Annotated in this window: 9 protein-coding genes; all 9 read left to right on the top strand. The window is 63.8% G+C overall.

The window, feature by feature from the left end:
* The first annotated feature begins 21 nt into the window (after positions 1 to 21).
* The 9 genes from GR138_RS19700 to GR138_RS19660 all read left to right on the top strand — a co-directional run bounded on the left by GR138_RS19700 (position 22) and on the right by GR138_RS19660 (position 17,316).
* Positions 22 to 3,342: a transglutaminase family protein gene (locus GR138_RS19700; protein ID WP_160860963.1), complete on the top strand. Its 3,321-nt coding sequence runs from the start codon at positions 22 to 24 to the stop codon at positions 3,340 to 3,342.
* Between the two features lie 34 nt (positions 3,343 to 3,376).
* A complete protein-coding gene (locus GR138_RS19695; protein WP_338091128.1) occupies positions 3,377 to 5,770 on the top strand; it encodes a circularly permuted type 2 ATP-grasp protein in 2,394 nt (797 codons plus the stop codon).
* Positions 5,771 to 5,792: 22 nt separating this feature from the next.
* Entirely contained in the window at positions 5,793 to 6,680 is an 888-nt protein-coding gene (locus GR138_RS19690; protein ID WP_160861090.1) for a transglutaminase family protein, read from the top strand.
* A gap of 209 nt (positions 6,681 to 6,889) precedes the next feature.
* Positions 6,890 to 8,056 carry a vWA domain-containing protein gene (locus GR138_RS19685; RefSeq protein ID WP_246200579.1) on the top strand — a complete coding sequence of 389 codons (1,167 nt, stop codon included), beginning with the start codon at positions 6,890 to 6,892 and terminating at the stop codon, positions 8,054 to 8,056.
* 217 nt (positions 8,057 to 8,273) lie between these two features.
* Positions 8,274 to 10,733, top strand: coding sequence for a glycogen/starch/alpha-glucan phosphorylase (locus GR138_RS19680; RefSeq protein ID WP_420853679.1), 2,460 nt, complete (start codon positions 8,274 to 8,276; stop codon positions 10,731 to 10,733).
* Positions 10,733 to 12,946 carry a 1,4-alpha-glucan branching protein GlgB gene (gene glgB, locus GR138_RS19675; protein WP_160860960.1) on the top strand — a complete coding sequence of 738 codons (2,214 nt, stop codon included), beginning with the start codon at positions 10,733 to 10,735 and terminating at the stop codon, positions 12,944 to 12,946. The genes GR138_RS19680 and glgB overlap by 1 nt, the downstream gene beginning before the upstream one ends.
* A 25-nt stretch (positions 12,947 to 12,971) precedes the next feature.
* Complete coding sequence (gene glgC / locus GR138_RS19670) at positions 12,972 to 14,234, top strand: glucose-1-phosphate adenylyltransferase (RefSeq protein WP_160860959.1); 1,263 nt, start codon at positions 12,972 to 12,974, stop codon at positions 14,232 to 14,234.
* A 7-nt stretch (positions 14,235 to 14,241) separates the two neighbouring features.
* The gene (gene glgA / locus GR138_RS19665; RefSeq protein ID WP_160860958.1) at positions 14,242 to 15,681 is read left to right on the top strand and encodes a glycogen synthase GlgA; all 1,440 of its coding nucleotides are present in this window, start codon (positions 14,242 to 14,244) and stop codon (positions 15,679 to 15,681) included.
* Positions 15,682 to 15,684: 3 nt separating this feature from the next.
* The gene (locus GR138_RS19660; RefSeq protein WP_160860957.1) at positions 15,685 to 17,316 is read left to right on the top strand and encodes an alpha-D-glucose phosphate-specific phosphoglucomutase; all 1,632 of its coding nucleotides are present in this window, start codon (positions 15,685 to 15,687) and stop codon (positions 17,314 to 17,316) included.
* Position 17,317: the final 1 nt, after the last annotated feature.

Raw genomic sequence — 17,317 nt, 5'->3', positions numbered from 1 at the left:
CCGAGGGGAACAAGAGCGCGCATGTCGATCAAGGCCGGTATCTACCACCTCACCCACTACAAGTACGACAACCCGGTCCGTCTCGGACCCCAGATCATCCGGCTGAAGCCGGCGGCCCATTCCAAGACGAAGGTCATCAGCCATTCGCTGAAGGTTTCGCCCGAAAATCACTTCGTGAACCTCCAGCAGGACCCCTACGGCAACTATCTGGCCCGCTATGTCTTTCCAGATCCGGTGACGGAACTGAAGATCGAGGTCGATCTCGTCGCCGACATGACGGTTTACAACCCGTTCGACTTCTTCGTGGAGGAAGTGGCCGAACACTGGCCCTTCGACTACCCGGAGGATCTGCGCGAAGACCTCGATATCTATCGCGCGCCCGAACCGATGGACCCGGCGCTCGAAGCCTTTATGAAGACAGTCGACCGCACGCCCGGGCAGCGCACGGTGGACATGGTCGTCGGCCTCAATGCGCGCCTCCAGCAGCAGGTCGGCTATGTCATCCGCATGGAGCCCGGTGTGCAGACGCCGGAACAGACGCTGACGAGCGCCCTGGGCTCGTGCCGCGATTCGAGCTGGCTGCTCGTGCAGATCCTGCGCAATCTCGGCTTCGCCGCCCGCTTCGTCTCGGGCTACCTCATCCAGCTCGCGCCCGACCTCAAGGCGCTCGACGGCCCGTCCGGCACCGAGGTCGATTTCACCGACCTGCACGCCTGGTGCGAAGTCTATCTGCCCGGCGCCGGCTGGATCGGCCTTGACCCGACCTCCGGCCTGCTGACCGGCGAAAGCCATATCCCGCTCGCCGCCACGCCGCATTTCCGCAATGCAGCCCCCATCAGCGGCGGCTATTTCGGCGAGGCGAACACCGAATTCGACTTCGCCATGACGGTCGAGCGCGTCGCCGAACATCCGCGCATCACCAAGCCGTTTTCCGATGAGAGCTGGGAGGCGCTGCACGCGCTTGGCCGCGAGGTCGATAGCGTGCTCGCGAAGAACGACGTGCGCCTCACCATGGGCGGCGAACCGACCTTCGTGTCCATCGATGATTTCGAATCCGGGGAATGGAACACCGATGCGGTCGGGCCGACCAAGCGCGAGAAGGCCGACCAGTTGATCCGCCGCCTGCGCCAGCGCTTCGCGCCGGGTGGTTTTCTGCATTACGGCCAGGGCAAATGGTATCCGGGCGAAAGCCTGCCGCGCTGGACCTTTTCGCTTTATTGGCGCCGCGACGGCAGGCCGATCTGGCAGAACCCCGACCTGATTGCCGAAGAGGGGCACGATGCGGGCGTCGGGGAGGCCGACGCCAAGGCGGTGCTCGCCGGCATAGCCGAAGAACTGGGCGTCGATGCGGACATGGTTCAACCGGCCTATGAGGACCCCGCCGAGTGGATCATCAAGGAAGGCAATCTGCCGGAAAACGTCGATCCGTCGAACTCGAAACTGGAGGATCCGGAAGAGCGCAACCGCATCGCCCGTGTCTTCGAACGCGGCCTGACGACTCCGACGGGCCATATCCTGCCCGTTCAGGCCTGGAACGCGCAGGCCACCGGCCACCGCTGGATCAGCGAGAAATGGCGCACCCGTCGCGGCAAGATTTTCCTCGTTCCGGGCGACAGCCCGGTCGGCTATCGCCTGCCGCTGGGCGCGCTGCCCTATCTTTCACCGTCCAGCTATCCCTACATCAACCCTTCCGATCCTTCCGAGGACAAGCCGCCCCTGCCGGACTTCGCCAAAACCGGCCGTGCGCTGGCCGAGGCCTCGTTTCAGGCAAGCGAGGCCGGGCAGGACCGCGTCGAACAGGTCCGCAGCGAGATCGTCGGCGCGGTGCGCACCGCCATGAGCGTCGAGGCGCGCGATGGCCGGCTCTGCATCTTCATGCCGCCAGTCGAACGGGTCGAAGACTATCTGGAACTGGTGACGGCGGCCGAGCGCGCGGCGGAGCGGCTTGGCCTGCCCGTCCATATCGAAGGCTACGCGCCACCGCATGACGAGCGCCTGAACGTCATCCGCGTCGCACCCGACCCGGGCGTCATCGAGGTGAACATTCATCCCGCGTCCAACTGGCAGGACTGCGTCGACATCACCAGCGCGGTCTACGAGGAGGCGCGCCAGTCGCGGCTCGGCGCCGACAAGTTCATGATCGACGGCCGCCACACCGGCACCGGCGGCGGCAACCATGTGGTCGTCGGCGGCAAGAGCCCGAACGACAGCCCCTTCCTGCGCCGGCCGGATCTCCTGAAAAGCCTCGTGCTGCACTGGCAGCGCCACCCTTCCCTCTCCTACCTCTTCTCCGGTCTGTTCATCGGCCCGACCAGCCAGGCGCCGCGCTTCGACGAGGCGCGCCACGATTCGCTGTACGAGTTGGAAATCGCCATCGCACAGGTGCCCGCGCCCGGCCACGGCGCTCCGCCATTGCCCTGGCTGGTCGACCGGCTGTTCCGCAACCTGTTGACCGACGTCACCGGCAACACGCACCGTTCGGAAATCTGCATCGACAAGCTGTTTTCGCCGGATGGCCCCACCGGACGGCTCGGCCTCGTCGAGTTCCGCGGCTTCGAAATGCCGCCGAACGCTCGCATGAGCCTTGCGCAACAGTTGCTCATCCGCGCGCTCATCGCCCGCTTCTGGCTGAACCCGGTCGATGGCGGCTTCGTGCGCTGGGGCACCACACTGCACGACCGTTTCATGCTGCCGCACTATGTCTGGCAGGATTTCCTCGACGTGCTCGCGGATCTGAGGACGAACGGCTTCGATCTGCGCCCCGAATGGTTCGCCGCCCAGCTCGAATTCCGCTTCCCGTTCTGCGGCGAGGTCGAATATGAGGGTGCCAATCTCGAAGTGCGCCAGGCGCTCGAGCCATGGCATGTCATGGGCGAACAGGGCGCGATCGGCGGCACCGTGCGCTATGTCGATTCGTCCGTCGAACGGCTTCAGGTCAAGCTCGAAACGGCCAATCCGGAGCGCTACACGGTCGCCTGCAACGGCAGGCCGGTGCCGCTGAAATCCACCGGCACCAAGGGCGTCTCCGTCGCCGGCGTGCGCTACAAGGCCTGGCAGCCCGCCTCCGGCCTGCATCCCGTACTGCCTGTCAACACACCACTTACATTCGACATTTATGATACATGGTCACGGCGGGCGATCGGCGGCTGCATTTACCACGTTGCCCATCCGGGCGGACGCAACTATGACACCTTCCCGGTAAACGGAAACGAGGCCGAGGCACGCCGGCTGGCGCGATTCGAGCCCTGGGGGCACAGAGCGGGCGGCTATACGCTATGGCCGGAAACACCATCGGCGGATTTCCCGCTGACGCTGGATCTGAGACGGCCGCCCGGCATCTAACCTCCGTAGGAGAAATTGATTGAAAACCACAAGTGTGGAGGCAGAACGCAGGACAGCCGAGGCGGCGAAAACGCCGTCACGCGGCTATGCGCCGCTTCCGGGCGTGGCCGACGAGATGGTCGATACGCGTGGCGAAGTGCGTCCCGTCTGGCGGCATTTCCTCAAGGCGCTCGACCGCATGGACGAAACGGACCTCGCCGGCCGCTTCGCCCGCGCCGACCGGTACTTGCGCGATGCCGGCGTGTTCTACCGGGCTTACGGTAAGGAGGCAGGCACCGAGCGCGCCTGGCCGCTGTCGCACATTCCCGTGCTCATCGATGAGGCCGAGTGGGAGGACCTGTCGCGCGGCCTCACCCAGCGCGCGGAGCTTCTGGAAGCCGTCGTCGCCGATATCTACGGCAAGAACGAACTGGTCGCGAACGGCCTGCTGCCCCCTGCCTTGGTCGCTTCCAACAGCGAATTCCTGCGCCCGCTCGTCGGCGTGCAGCCGGCCGGCCAGCACTTCCTGCACTTCGTCTCCTTCGAGATCGGCCGCGGGCCGGATGGCAACTGGTGGGTGCTTTCCGACCGTACGCAGGCCCCGTCCGGCGCCGGCTTCGCGCTGGAAAACCGCGTGGCGACCACCCGCGCCTTCTCCGACGTCTATGCCGAAACCCATGCCCACCGCCTCGCCGGTTTCTTCGGCGCCTTCCGCAGCACGCTGCAGGGCAACAAGGCGGCGGAAGATCGCATCGCGGTTCTCACGCCCGGCCTCGCCAACGAAACCTATTTCGAGCACGCCTATATCGCTCGCTACCTCGGCTTCATGCTGCTGGAAGGCGAGGACCTGACGGTCGTCGGTGGCAAGGTGATGGTGCGCACCGTCGCCGGCCTGAAGCCGGTCGGCGTGCTCTGGCGACGTCTCGATGCCGCCTTCGCCGACCCGCTGGAACTCAACCAGAACTCCCATATCGGCACGCCCGGCATCGTCGAGGCCCTACGCTCCGGTTCCGTCAGCATCGTCAATGCGCTGGGCGCCGGCGTCGTGGAAACCCGCGCCATGCTGGCCTTCCTGCCGAACATCTGTCGCCAGCTTCTCGGCAGCGACCCGATCCTTCCGTCGATCGCCACCTGGTGGTGCGGGCAGAAGAACGAGCGGGAGCATGTGACACAAAACATCGAGCGCATGGTCATCGGACCGGCCTATTCGACCCGCCCCTTCTTCGACGACAACGAACAGTCCGTGCTCGGCTCCTCGTTGCGCGATACTGCCAAGCAGTCGGTTGCCGAGTGGCTCACCTCCGACGGCGCCAAACTGGTCGGCCAGGAGGCCGTGACGCTCTCCACCACGCCCGCCTGGGTCGATGGCAAGCTCGTGCCGCGGCCGATGTCGCTCCGCGTCTTCGCCGCCCGCACGCGCGACGGCTGGCAGATCATGCCGGGTGGCTTCGCCCGCATCGGCGCCGGCGACAATGTCGCGGCCATCGCCATGCAGGAAGGCGGCTCGGCGGCGGACGTCTGGATCGTCAGCCCCAAGCCGGTCGAGCGCACCTCGCTTCTGCCGGCGGAAGCCGAATTTACCCGCAACATGCCCGGCAGCCTGCCGAGCCGCGCGGCCGACAACCTGTTCTGGCTCGGCCGCTATATCGAGCGGGCGGAAGGGGCGCTGCGCATCCTGCGCGCCTGGCACGGCCGTTATGCCGAATATGCCAATCCCGAACAGCCGCTGCTGAAGGACGTCACCGACTATCTCGACGCGCTCGGCATCGACACGGCGGAAGCCGTGCCGACCACGCTGATCCGCAGCATCGACAGCGCCGTCTTTTCCGCCAGCAACATCCGCGACCGCTTCTCGCCCGATGGCTGGCTGGCGCTGAACGACCTCTCGAAGACCGCGCGCCGCTTCCATCTCAGCGTCCAGGCCGGCGACGACACGACCCGCGCCATGACCGTGCTGTTACGCAAGCTCGCAGGCTTCGCCGGTCTCGTGCATGAAAACATGTACCGTTTCACCGGCTGGCGCTTCCTGTCGATCGGCCGCCACCTCGAACGCGGCCTGCATATGACGCGCCTGCTCGGCCACATGTCCGGCGAGGATGCGCCGGACGGCGCGCTCGACATGCTTCTGGAGATCGGCGACAGTGTGATGACCCACCGCCGCCGCTACAACGTCGCGACGGCGCGTCTGACGGTCACCGACCTCTTGGCGCTCGATGCCCTCAACCCGCGTTCGATCCTCTACCAGCTGAACGAGATCAAGAACGAGGTCGAGCAACTGCCGAACGCCTATTCGAACGGCCAGATGTCGCCCTTCTATCGCGAAGCCATGCGGCTGCACGCGGGTCTTGCGGTGATGACGCCGGAAACCATGACGGACGCCACCTACAAGCGGCTCGAGGCGGAGATGGAGAAACTTTCCGACATCCTCGCGCAGACCTATCTGAGCTGAGCGGAAGGGAGACGCTGTGACCATGCTCTACGACGTCAACCTCACGATCAGCTATCTCTACGACACGCCGGTCTCCGGCGGGCGGCATATCGTGCGCGTGTTGCCGCTATCGATCGGCGGCCGCCAGCGGCTTGTCGCCGGCACGGTCGGCGTCAATCCGGGGCCGGGCGAGCGGGTCGATCACAACGACTTCTTCGACAACCCGATGAGCGCGATCCTCTTCCGCAACGCGCATGAGCGGCTGGACATCCGCATGCAGGCGCGCGTCCATGTCGATGCGCCGGAACAGGCGGCGGATTTCTCCCCGCGCATGGCCGGCCTGCCGGAAGACATCGCCGGCTACTGGTCGCTCGATGCCGGTTCGCCGCACCATTATACCGGGCCGAGCCCGCGCCTGAAGGATTGCGCCGAGATCGCCGACTATGCCCGCGCCATCGCCAAGCCCGACATGACGATCCGCGCCATCGCGACCGCGGTCTGCGCGCGCATCCACAAGGATTTCTCCTACGATCCGAAAGCGACCAATGTCGACACCACGCCGCGCGAGGCTTTCAAGCTCAAGCGCGGTGTGTGCCAGGACTTTACCCATGTGATGATCGTGGCGCTCAGGAGCCTCGGCATTCCCGCCGGTTATGTCAGCGGCTTCCTGCGCACCATCCCGCCGCCGGGCAAGGAGCGGCTGGAAGGGGCGGACGCCATGCATGCCTGGGTGCGCTTCTGGTGCGGCCGGGTAAACGGCTGGATGGAGCTCGACCCGACCAACAACATCCCCGCCGGCACGGACCACATCGTCGTCGCCTATGGTCGCGACTATGCCGACGTGGCGCCGGTCATCGGTATCCTCAAGGGCTACGGCCAGCACAAGACGACGCAGGCCGTCGACGTCATTCCGGTGCGTCAGACGGCATAAATCCCGTTTGGAAACAACGATAAACGCCGGAACTGCGGGATCGGCGCAATTTTACGAAAACTATACCACGCGGCCGAACCGTTAAATAACACTTCGCTGCTAGCGTCACGCCACATTATGAAGATGGCGGGTGAGCTCTCATGACGAAGAAGGTTGCGGAACAGACGTGGACGTCCCGGATAATTCGGGATCGGTGCGGCAATTTCGGAATGATGACGGCAATCCTCCTGCCGGTCATGCTTGCGCTCGGCGGCGTGGCGATCGACCTGACCAACATGGTCATGACGAAGGGCGAGCTTCAGGACGCGACCGATGCGGCCGCCCTTGCCGCCGCATCCGCGCTTGCAAATGACAACAAGAGCCCAACGGAAGCCAAAGAAATCGCCATGCGCTTCCTGAAGGCGCAGATTTCCAGCAAGGGCAGCGCCGTCGGCGATGGCGAGACCGAAAAAGACGAGAACAATCTCGATGCGGCTACGACCATCAGCATCAAGGAAACGGCCCTGTCTGGCAGCGGCAAGTCGTTCAGCATCAATGTCTCGACCAAGTATGTCCTGCAATTCAACGCCTTCACGCGACTGCTCGGCCAGAAATCGACGACGATGAACGCGACCAGCTCGGCGGAAAGCGCGACGGAATCGAAGAATGCCCTTTCGATGTTCCTGGTGCTCGACCGGTCCGGTTCGATGGCATGGATCACGGACGAAAAGGAAGCAGATCTCACGAAGAAGTGCCAAAACCATACGGAACAGAATTGGTACAATGCCAGTTTGAAGGCAACCGCGCCGTGCTATATTTCGAAGATCGCAGCGCTCAAGACAGCGGCGGCGAGCCTTTTCACCCAGTTGAACACCGCCGATCCGAAGAATGCGCTCGTGCGCACCGGGGCGGTCGCCTACAATGACGAGATGTTTTCCGCCGTCGATCTGGCCTGGGGCACAGCGAGCGCACTCACCTATGTCAACGCCATTCCGACGGTTCCGCAAGGCGGTACCGATTCCAGCGGCGCCTTTGCGAAAGCCCTGGAAAAGGTGAACGACCCCGCGGAGGCCACGGTCCACAAGACCAAGAACGGCCAGGTCCCGTCGCGCTACATCGTCTTCATGACCGACGGCGCGAACACCCACTACAAGGGCGCCACCAACAATACGAAATCGGACGAGGAAACGAAGAAGAGCTGCGATGCCGCGCGTACCGCCAAGGTCGAAGTCTACACCGTCGCCTTCATGGCGCCGGAGCGCGGCAAGACCCTTCTGAAATACTGCGCAACCACCGGCGCCAACTATTTCGAGGCAACGAACATGGCAGCCCTCGTCTCGGCCTTCAAGGCGATCGGCGAACGCACGGCCGCCGCCATGGCGCGGTTGACCAAGTAAGTCGACAATTCCTGCAAATTTCGCTCGAAAACAGACCCGCTGCACACAAATGCAGCGGGTCTTTTAGCATTTTCACCGTATTTCAGGCATGCCAAAAATGCATGCGCCCTTTCTTGAAAAGGCGTATTGCAAGCGCTTCGGATAGATGCATAAATTGATTTAAACGCGATTTTCGCAAGAAACGAACGCACTGAATGCGAAGGGGCAACGTTCACCGATGATGAACCGGGTTACCAACAACGACCTCGCTCCCGCTCTCCGATCGTCCGACGTCGAACAGCTCGCCACGGAGCTTCTCGAGCGTCTGAAATACCGCATCGGCAAGGACCCGAAGGTCGCCAAGCCGCATGACTGGCTGACCGCCGCCATCCTGGTCGCGCGCGACCGCATCACCGACAAGTGGATGGACAGCACCCGCCGCACCTACGCGACCGGCGCTAAGCGCGTCTATTATCTATCACTGGAATTCCTGATCGGCCGCCTGATGCGCGACGCGATGACCAATACGGGCATCATGGACGCGATGCGCGAGGCGCTCGCCTCGCATGGCGTCGATATCGACGTCATCGCCGAGCTCGAGCCCGATGCCGCGCTCGGCAATGGTGGTCTCGGCCGTCTCGCCGCCTGTTTCATGGAGAGCATGGCCACGGTGGACGTGCCGGCCTATGGCTATGGCATCCGCTACGTGCACGGCCTCTTCCGCCAGCAGATGGCGGACGGCTGGCAGGTCGAACTGCCGGAAACCTGGCTCGCCCACGGCAATCCCTGGGAATTCGAGCGCCGCGAAAGCTCCTACGAAATCGGCTTCGGCGGCGCCGTCGAGACGATCAACATCGGCGAGGACAAGCAGCGCTTCGTCTGGAAGCCGGCCGAGCGCGTCATCGCGACGGCCTACGACACGCCGGCCGTCGGCTGGCGGGCAAAGCGCGTCAACACGTTGCGCCTGTGGGCCGCCAACCCGATCGATCCGATCCTGCTCGACGCCTTCAATGCCGGCGATCACATCGGCGCCTTGAAGGAAAGCAACAAGGCGGAAAGCCTGACGCGCGTGCTCTATCCGGCGGACGCCACGCCCGCAGGCCAGGAACTACGCCTGCGCCAGGAGTTCTTCTTCTGCTCCGCCTCGCTGCAGGACATCCTGCGCCGCCATCTCCAGCAATATCCGGACTTCACGTCCCTGCCGGACGCGGTCGCGATCCAGCTCAACGATACGCACCCGGCCATTTCCGTCGCCGAACTCATGCGTCTGCTCACCGACGTGCACGGGCTGGATTTCGATGCGGCCTGGGACATTACCCGCCGCACCTTCTCCTACACCAACCACACGCTGCTGCCGGAAGCGCTGGAAACCTGGCCCGTACCGCTGCTGGAACGGCTGCTGCCGCGCCACATGCAGATCGTCTACGCGATCAATGCCAAGATCCTGCTCGAGGCCCGCAAGCAGGCGGGTTTCGAAGACCAGCGCATTCGCAGCATTTCGCTGATCGAAGAATCCGGCGAGCGCCGCGTGCGCATGGGCAACCTTGCCTTCGTCGGCTCGCATTCGATCAATGGCGTGTCGGCGCTGCATACCGAGCTGATGAAGGAAACGGTGTTTGCCGACCTGCACAAGCTCTATCCGGACCGCATCAACAACAAGACGAACGGCATCACCCCGCGACGCTGGCTGATGCAGTGCAATCCCGGCCTGTTCAACCTGATCCGCGAAGCGATCGGCGACGCCTTCATGGACGATGCCGAGCAGCTGAAGGCGCTCGACGCCTTTGCCGACAAGAAGGATTTCCAGGAGCGTTTCGCCGCGATCAAGCGCGAGAACAAGAACCGCCTCGCCAATCTGGTCGGCAGCCGCATGGGCGTGCGCATCGACCCCGCCGCGATGTTCGACATCCAGATCAAGCGCATCCACGAATACAAGCGCCAGCTCCTCAACATCATCGAGGCCGTCGCCCTGTACGACCAGATCCGCTCGCACCCGGAGCTGGACTGGGTACCCCGCGTGAAGCTTTTCGCAGGCAAGGCGGCGCCGAGCTACCACAATGCTAAACTGATCATCAAACTCGCCAACGACGTGGCGCGCGTGATCAACAACGATCCGTCCGTGCGCGGCCTGCTCAAGGTCGTCTTCGTGCCGAACTACAATGTCTCGCTCGCCGAGATCATGGTGCCGGCCGCCGACCTGTCGGAACAGATTTCCACCGCCGGCATGGAAGCGTCGGGAACCGGCAACATGAAGTTCGCGTTGAACGGAGCGCTGACGATTGGCACCCTCGACGGGGCCAATGTCGAGATGCGCGATCATGTTGGCGAGGAGAACATCGTGATTTTCGGCATGACCGCGGAAGAAGTGGCAAAGGTCAGGGCCGAAGGGCACAATCCGCGCGCCATCATCGAGCAGTCGAAAGAGCTGTCCCAGGCCCTCGCCGCCATTTCCTCCGGCGTCTTCTCACCGGACGACCGCAACCGTTTCACGGGCCTCATCGACGGCATCTACAATCACGACTGGTTCATGGTGGCGGCCGACTTCGACGCCTACTCCAAGGCGCAGCGCGATGTCGACGCCATTTGGACCGACAAGACATCCTGGTATTCCAAGACCATTCGCAACACCGCGCGCATGGGCTGGTTCTCCTCCGATCGCACGATCCGCCAATACGCCAAGGAAATCTGGAGAGCCTGATGACCGCACCGCCGAAAAAAGGCACGACGGAGCAACCGTCAGAACTTCTGGCGAAAACGGACATTGACGCAATCTTGGAAAGCCGGCACTGGGACCCGTTCGCAGTGCTCGGCCTTCACGAAGCGGGGAGTAAGTACATCGCCCGCTGCTTCCTGCCTGGTGCTGCCGAGGTAGCGGCCGAAACCCTGGCAGGCAAGGAGATCGGCGCGCTCAGCCAAGTGCATCCGGCCGGCATTTTCGCAGGCGAGGTCTCCCTCAAGAAACTCCAGCCGATCCGCTATCGCGCCCGCAATGACGGTGGTGAGTGGATCGTCGTCGATCCCTACAGCTTCGGCCCGGTGCTTGGGCCCATGGACGACTATTACATTCGCGAAGGCTCGCATCTCAGGCTCTTCGACAAGATGGGTGCCCATCCGATGACGCTCGACGGCATCGACGGCTTCCACTTCGCCGTCTGGGCGCCGAATGCCAAGCGGGTCTCCGTCGTCGGCAATTTCAATGAATGGGACGGGCGGCGCAATGCCATGCGGCTGCGTCGCGATACCGGCATCTGGGAAATCTTCCTGCCCGGCATCACCGAGGGTCACGCCTACAAATACGAGATCGTCGGCCCGAGCGGCGAGGTTCTGCCGCTGAAGGCGGACCCCTTCGCCCGGCGCTCGGAACTGCGGCCCAACAATGCCTCGATGACGACGGGGCCGATTGCCCAGGAATGGGAGGACGAAGCGCATCTTGCCCATTGGGCTTCGGCGGACGCGCGCCGCCAGCCGATCTCCATTTACGAAGTGCATGCCGGCTCCTGGCAGCGGCATGGCGACGGGGAATTCCTCAGCTGGGACGAACTCGCCGACCGGCTAATCCCCTACTGCGTCGACATGGGCTTCACTCATATCGAGTTCCTGCCGATCACCGAATTTCCCTTCGACCCGTCCTGGGGCTACCAGACGACGGGCCTCTATTCGCCGACGGCACGCTTCGGTGAACCGGAAGGCTTTGCCCGTTTCGTCAACGGCTGCCACAAGGTCGGCATCGGCGTCATCCTGGACTGGGTGCCGGCGCATTTCCCGACGGATGCCCATGGCCTGCGCCAGTTCGACGGCACGGCGCTCTACGAACACGCCGACCCACGACAGGGCTTCCATCCCGACTGGAACACCGCGATCTATAATTTCGGCCGCGCCGAAGTGCTCGCCTACCTCATCAACAACGCGCTCTACTGGGCGGAGAAATTCCATCTCGACGGCCTGCGGGTCGATGCCGTTGCCTCGATGCTTTACCTCGACTATTCGCGCAAACACGGCGAATGGGTGCCCAACGAATATGGCGGCAACGAGAATCTCGAGGCCGTGCGCTTCCTCCAGTCCATGAACAGCCACGTCTATGCCGGCCATCCCGGCATCCTGACGATCGCCGAAGAATCCACCTCCTGGCCCAAGGTCTCGGCGCCCGTGCATGACGGCGGCCTCGGCTTTGGCTTCAAGTGGAACATGGGCTTCATGCACGACACGCTGCAATATCTGTCGCGCGAGCCGGTGCATCGCAAGTTCCACCACAACGACATGACCTTCGGCCTGCTCTATGCCTTCACGGAGAACTTCGTGCTGCCGCTGTCGCATGACGAAGTCGTGCACGGAAAGGGTTCGCTGATCGCCAAGATGACCGGCGACGACTGGCAGAAATTCGCCAACCTGCGCGCCTATTACGGCTTCATGTGGGGCTATCCCGGCAAGAAGCTGCTGTTCATGGGCCAGGAATTCGCCCAGTGGCAGGAATGGAGCGAAGAGCGATCGCTCGACTGGAACCTCCTAGAATATCCGCTGCACGAAGGCATGCGCCGGCTGGTGCGCGACCTCAACGGCACCTATCGCCGCAAGGCCACGCTGCACGCCCGCGATTGCGAAGGCGACGGCTTCGAATGGCTGATCGCCGACGACCGGGAAAACTCGGTCTTCGCGTGGCTACGCAAGGCACCGGGCGAAAAGCCGATTGCCGTCATCACCAACTTCACCCCCGTCTACCGCGAGAACTACGCGGTCCCGCTGCCGGCCGAGGGCCGCTGGCGGGAAATCCTCAACACCGACGCCGAAATCTACGGCGGCAGCGGCAAGGGGAACGGTGGTGCGGTGCAAGCCAAGAAACAAGCCAACGGAACGATCTCAGCCGCGCTCACCTTGCCGCCCCTGGCAACGCTGATGCTGGAGCTGGACGCATAATTCGACTGTCGGGAGGACGGACACTATGGAGCAAAAGCGGATTCAACCACTCGCCCGTGACGCGATGGCCTATGTTCTTGCCGGCGGTCGAGGAAGCCGCCTGAAGGAACTGACGGACCGGCGCGCCAAACCCGCCGTCTATTTCGGCGGCAAGGCGCGCATCATCGACTTCGCGCTGTCCAATGCGCTGAATTCCGGTATCCGCCGTATTGGCGTGGCGACGCAGTACAAGGCGCACTCGCTGATCCGCCACCTGCAGCGCGGCTGGAACTTCTTCCGCCCCGAGCGTAACGAAAGCTTCGACATCCTGCCGGCCAGCCAGCGCGTGTCGGAGACGCAGTGGTATGAAGGCACCGCCGATGCGGTCTACCAGAACATCGACATCATCGAGGACTACGGCGTCGAGTACATGGTCATCCTTGCCGGCGACCACGTTTACAAGATGGACTACGAGCTGATGCTCCAGCAGCACGTCGATTCCGGCGCGCAGGTCACCATCGGCTGCCTGGAAGTGCCGCGCATGGAGGCGACCGGCTTCGGCGTCATGCATGTCGACGAGAAGGATCAGATCATCGCCTTCGTGGAAAAGCCGGCCGACCCGCCGGGCATTCCCGGCAATCCAGACATGGCGCTCGCCTCCATGGGCATCTACGTCTTCCACACCAAGTTCCTAATGGAACTGCTGCGCCGCGACGCCGCCGACCCGACGTCGAGCCGCGACTTCGGCAAGGACATCATCCCCTATATCGTCGAGCACGGCAAAGCCGTCGCCCACCGCTTCAACCAGTCCTGCGTGCGCTCGGATTTCGAACGCGAAGCCTACTGGCGCGACGTCGGTACGATTGACGCCTACTGGCAGGCCAATATCGACCTGACGCACATCACCCCGGAACTCGACATCTACGACAGCACCTGGCCGATCTGGACCTTCGCCGAGATCAAGCCGCCGGCTAAGTTCGTGCATGACGACGAGGACCGTCGCGGTTCGGCAATCTCCTCATTGGTATCGGGCGACTGCATCATCTCCGGCTCGACGCTGCACCGCAGCCTGCTGTTCACCGGCGTGCGGGCCAATTCCTACGGACGCCTGGACGGTGCAGTGGTTCTCCCCAATGTGATGATCGGCCGCCATGCAAACCTCAAGAACGTCGTCATCGACCGCGGCGTCATCATTCCGGAAGGCCTCGTCGTCGGCGAGGATCCGGAACTCGACGCCAAACGTTTCCGCCGGTCGGAAAACGGCATCTGCCTCATCACCCAACCGATGATCGACAAGCTGGAGCTCTAGTCGACCAATGAAAATCCTTTCGGTGGCATCCGAAGTATTCCCGCTCATCAAGACGGGAGGCCTCGCCGACGTCGCCGGCGCATTGCCGATCGCACTCGCCGGACGTGGCATGCAGATGCGCACGCTGATGCCCGGCTATCCCGCGGTCATGCAGCGATTGGGCACCGTCGAGGTGGTCGCCACCTTCGACGACCTGCTCGGCGAGCCGGCGCGCATCCTCGCCACCATGCACGAGGGCCTCGACATCCTCGTGCTGGATGCGCCTGGCTTCTACGATCGCCCGGGCGGCCCCTATACCGATGCCACCGGCAAGGATTTCGTCGACAACTGGCGGCGCTTTGCCGCGCTCTCCTTCGCGGGCGCGGAAATCGCCCGCGGCGTGTTGCCGGACTGGCAGCCGGACCTCGTCCATGCCCATGACTGGCAGGCGGCGATGACGCCCGTCTACATGCGCTACACCGGCCTCCAGCACATTCCCACCATCATCACCGTGCATAACCTCGCCTTTCAGGGTCAGTTCGGCGCCGATATCTTCCCGGACCTCGGCCTGCCACCGGAGGCCTTCACCGTGGAGGGACTGGAATATTACGGCGATGTCGGCTTCCTCAAGGGCGGGTTGCGCACGGCCTGGTCGATCACCACGGTCAGCCCGACCTATGCGCACGAGATCGCGACGCCGGAATACGGCATGGGCCTCGAGGGGCTGATCAACGCCCGCGCGCCCGATCTCGTCGGCCTCGTCAACGGCATCGACACTGCGGTGTGGAACCCCGAAACGGACACCCATATCGCCCGCACCTATGCCGCAGGCTCTCTCAAGCAGCGCGCCGTCAACCGGCAGGCGCTCGCCGAGCGCTTCAGCCTCGTGCAGGACGCCGGTCCGATCTTCTGCGTCGTCAGCCGTCTCACCTGGCAGAAGGGCATTGATCTCATCGCCGAGACGGCCGACTGGATCGTCGAGCAGGGCGGCAAGCTGGCCGTGCTCGGCTCCGGTGATCAGGGCCTCGAAGGCGCGCTGCTCGCCGCCGCCTCCCGCCATCGCGGCCGCATCGGCATCGTCATCGGCTATAACGAGCCGCTCTCCCATCTCATGCAGGCCGGCGCCGACGCGATCCTCATCCCGTCGCGCTTCGAGCCTTGCGGCCTCACCCAGCTTTACGGCCTGCGCTACGGTTGCGTTCCGATCGTCGCGCGCACCGGCGGCCTGGCCGATACCGTCATCGACGCCAACGAGGCCGCGCTCTCCGCCCGTGTCGCCACGGGTTTCCAGTTCACGCCGATCAATGCCGAGGGCCTGCAACACGCGCTGCGCCGGGCCTTCAAGGCCTATAACGAGCCGAAAGTCTGGGCTCGTATCCAGAACCAGGGCATGAAGTCCGACGTTTCCTGGGAAAACAGCGCCGCGCATTACGCCGACCTCTATTCCAGCCTTCTTTCGCGAGTGTAAGCCATGACCATCAACACTGTTTCGACGACACCCTACACCGACCAGAAACCCGGCACGTCCGGCCTGCGCAAAAAGGTGCCCGTCTTCCAGCAGGCGAACTATGCGGAGAACTTCATCCAGTCGATCTTCGATTCGCTGGAAGGCTTTGCCGGCCAGACGCTGGTGATCGGCGGCGACGGGCGGTACTACAACCGCGAAGTCATTCAGCTCGCCATCAAGATGGCTGCCGCCAACGGTTTCGGCCGCGTGCTGGTCGGCCGCGGCGGCATCCTGTCGACGCCCGCAGCCTCCAACGTCATCCGTAAATACGAGGCCTTCGGCGGCATCGTGCTGTCGGCCAGCCACAATCCCGGCGGCCCGACCGAAGATTTCGGCATCAAATACAATATCGGCAATGGCGGCCCCGCGCCGGAAAAGATCACCGACGCGATCTTCGCCCGCACCCTGTCGATCGACAGCTACAAGATCGCCGACGTCGACGACGTCAATCTCGACCTCGAAGGCAGCCATGAGATCGAAGGCATGACGGTTACCGTCATCGACCCCGTCGCCGACTATGCCGCACTGATGGAACAGCTTTTCGATTTCGACGCCATCCGTGGCCTGCTCTCCGGTGGCTTCCGCATCGTTTTCGACGCGATGAGCGCCGTGACCGGCCCCTATGCCAAGGAAATCCTCGAAAACCGTCTCGGCGCGAGCAAGGGCTCGGTGCTGAACTTCATGCCACTGCCCGATTTCGGCGGCCATCATCCCGACCCGAACCTCGTGCATGCCCGCGCCCTCTACGAAACGATGATGGCCGACGACGCGCCGGACTTCGGCGCCGCCTCCGACGGCGACGGCGACCGCAATCTGATCATCGGCAAGGGCATCTTCGTCACCCCATCCGACAGCCTGGCGCTTCTTGCCGCCAATGCCCATCTCGCCCCCGGCTACGCCGCGGGCCTCGCCGGCATCGCGCGCTCCATGCCGACATCGGGTGCGGCCGACCGCGTCGCCGAAAAACTCGGCATCGGCATCTACGAGACCCCGACCGGCTGGAAATTCTTCGGCAACCTGCTCGATGCCGGCCTCGCCACCATCTGCGGCGAGGAAAGTGCCGGCACCGGCTCCAACCACGTGCGCGAGAAGGACGGCCTCTGGGCGGTGCTGCTCTGGCTCAACATCCTCGCCGTGCGCAAGGAAAGCGTGATCGACATCGTGGAGCAGCATTGGGCGACCTACGGCCGCAACTACTATTCCCGCCACGATTACGAGGAAGTCGACACGGAAGCGGCGAATGGCCTGGTGACGAACCTGCGCGCGCAACTCACCACCCTTCCCGGCCGGAGCTTCGGCGCGCTCAAAGTTGCGACAGCGGACGATTTCGCCTATAACGACCCGGTCGACCAATCGGTCAGCAAGAACCAAGGCATCCGCATCCTCTTCGAAGGCGGCTCGCGCGTGGTGTTCCGCCTGTCCGGCACCGGCACCTCGGGCGCCACGCTGCGCGTCTATATCGAGCGCTTCGAGCCGGACGCCGCCCGCCACGACGTCGAGACGCAGGCAGCGCTCGCCGACCTCATCGCCGTCGCCGACGAGATCGCGGGCATCAAAAGCCGTACCGGCCGCGATGCGCCGACCGTGATTACCTGAG

The sequence above is a fragment of the Shinella kummerowiae genome (assembly GCF_009827055.1).
Lineage (GTDB): Bacteria > Pseudomonadota > Alphaproteobacteria > Rhizobiales > Rhizobiaceae > Shinella > Shinella kummerowiae.
This window is presented reverse-complemented; position numbering and strand designations above follow the sequence as displayed.

Excerpts from the sequence above, each read along its gene's own strand:
- GR138_RS19700 (WP_160860963.1), top strand. The coding sequence starts at position 22 with ATGTCGATCAAGGCCGGTATCTACCACCTCACCCACTACAAGTACGAC.
- GR138_RS19690 (WP_160861090.1), top strand. The coding sequence starts at position 5,793 with ATGCTCTACGACGTCAACCTCACGATCAGCTATCTCTACGACACGCCG.
- GR138_RS19685 (WP_246200579.1), top strand. The coding sequence starts at position 6,890 with ATGATGACGGCAATCCTCCTGCCGGTCATGCTTGCGCTCGGCGGCGTG.
- GR138_RS19680 (WP_420853679.1), top strand. The coding sequence starts at position 8,274 with ATGATGAACCGGGTTACCAACAACGACCTCGCTCCCGCTCTCCGATCG.
- glgB (WP_160860960.1), top strand. The coding sequence starts at position 10,733 with ATGACCGCACCGCCGAAAAAAGGCACGACGGAGCAACCGTCAGAACTT.
- glgC (WP_160860959.1), top strand. The coding sequence starts at position 12,972 with ATGGAGCAAAAGCGGATTCAACCACTCGCCCGTGACGCGATGGCCTAT.
- glgA (WP_160860958.1), top strand. The coding sequence starts at position 14,242 with ATGAAAATCCTTTCGGTGGCATCCGAAGTATTCCCGCTCATCAAGACG.
- GR138_RS19660 (WP_160860957.1), top strand. The coding sequence starts at position 15,685 with ATGACCATCAACACTGTTTCGACGACACCCTACACCGACCAGAAACCC.